The 303-nt window shown below is 66.3% G+C and carries 1 pseudogene; it reads left to right on the top strand.

Annotated elements, in window-relative coordinates:
- Nucleotides 1-193 precede the first annotated feature (193 nt).
- Nucleotides 194-303, top strand: a pseudogene (locus AB6A65_RS16920) (acetyl-CoA carboxylase carboxyl transferase subunit alpha); the annotation flags it as partial.

The raw sequence follows: 303 nt of genomic DNA on the forward strand, positions 1-303 counted from the left end.
CCCTGTCCGCGCTTGCCTGGGTGACGCTGGGCACCGCCGCGCGACGCCTGATGGCCGATCTGCGCCGGTTGCGGGTCTTCAACCGGGTCATGGCGGTGCTGCTGATCGCGTCAATGCTGCCGGTTCTTCTCTGATCCAGCGCATTGCATCCGGCCGCAGCGGTCGGCATACACGCCGCAAGCGAGGACGCCCGATGACCCATTATCTGGATTTCGAGAAACCGCTTGCCGAGATCGAGGGCAAGGCAGAGGAGCTGCGCGCGCTCGCGCGGACGTCCGAAGGCATGGATGTCGAGGAGGAGGC

The organism is Rhodosalinus sp. FB01 (assembly GCF_041365715.1).
Taxonomy (GTDB): Bacteria; Pseudomonadota; Alphaproteobacteria; order Rhodobacterales; family Rhodobacteraceae; genus Rhodosalinus.